Genomic DNA, 1,382 nt, shown 5'->3' on the forward strand with positions numbered 1-1,382 from the left:
ATACGGTCAAGTATTAGTCAGCAATTATCGCGATTTTCTGCTCATCGGTCGCAATAGCCAAGGTCAACCGGTAGAATTAGAAGCCTATAGTTTAGCCCCGTCAGAAGCCGAGTTTTGGCTAAAAACCTCAAATCCATCCAATGATTAATTTTTTGACTGCGGAGTTGATTAATGGCCATGCTGCCCATCCCCACCACCTATACTAGCTATACCCAAGCACAAGAACATTTTGTGCCTTATCTCCGATAAAATACCCCTTGACTTTTTGAAAAATACACGGTAAAGTTTACCAGACACTTTAGATATACTTTACGCAAGACCATAATCACTCAAAATGCAAAACATTAACAAGATTTTAGGGGATTCCGCCTATAGCTTTAAAAAGTTATTGCCGCAAAATATCATCGATTCTTTAAACCAGAGTTCTTTATATAAAATTTTACGGGAGAAGCGACTTACCAGTCGAAAAAGTTTATCGCAAGCTGGACAGGACTACTGGGTCATTAATGAGGCCTTCGATCACAAAGATAAGGGGTATTTTGTAGAGATAGGTTCTGCGGATGGGATAAAAATCAATAACACTTATTTATTAGAAAAATGCTATCAATGGTCGGGCATTTGCATTGAGGCGAACCCGATATATTTTGAACAGCTAAAAAGAAATAGAAGTGCTATTTGCTTGAATGTTTGTGTGGATGACCGAGAGAAAGAAATTGATTTTATCTGCAACAATCTTTATGGAGGAATTATCGATGAAGATACTGATAACCGAAAAAAAGAAAACATTAAAAATGGAGAAGTCATACGGTTAAAAACGAAAACTTTAGCGAATATTTTAGAGGAACACGAAGCTCCTGAGGTGATCGATTACCTGTCGATAGATGTAGAAGGTGCTGAAACTAGAATTCTCGCAGATTTCCCCTTTAACAAGTATATTTTTAATAGTATGACTATCGAGAGGCCAAGTGAATTTATACATAACTTGTTAATCCAAAAAGGATATATATGGGTTAAGCTGATTCCTGGATTAGATAGTTTTTATATTCATAAATCTTTTCGAAAAATATATGGATTAAATCAAAGCAATTATTACAGAACTTTGCAATCTATGTATTAGATATTCGGCACTATGTTCGTAACTGGTTGATTATTCTTAATTGGGTGATGTTCCTGCCACTTTTATGAATCCCCTCGTCAATTATTTTCGCAACCTGCACGAAATCCACTCCTCCCAAGCTGCCGTAAAAGAAACCTCCTACTACGGCACTCTCGAAACTCTGCTTAACGAAATCGGTAAAACCCTAAAACCGCGAGTCCGCTGCATTATCAACCTCAGAAATCAGGGTGCGGGATTGCCGGACGGGGGACTTTTTAACGTCGAT

The 1,382-nt window shown here is 37.8% G+C and carries 1 protein-coding gene and 1 pseudogene; both read left to right on the forward strand.

All coding sequences use genetic code 11. The features are described 5' to 3' along the window. The first annotated feature begins 334 nt into the window (after positions 1-334). On the forward strand, positions 335-1,117 hold the full coding sequence (locus O9290_RS25520) for an FkbM family methyltransferase (protein WP_288054970.1): 783 nt from the start codon (positions 335-337) through the stop codon (positions 1,115-1,117). A 64-nt stretch (positions 1,118-1,181) separates the two neighbouring features. Continuing rightward, positions 1,182-1,382 (forward strand): annotated as a pseudogene (locus O9290_RS25525) (hypothetical protein); the annotation flags it as partial.

The sequence above is a fragment of the Microcystis sp. LE19-41.2A genome (assembly GCF_027530405.1).
Taxonomy (GTDB): domain Bacteria; phylum Cyanobacteriota; class Cyanobacteriia; order Cyanobacteriales; family Microcystaceae; genus Microcystis; species Microcystis aeruginosa.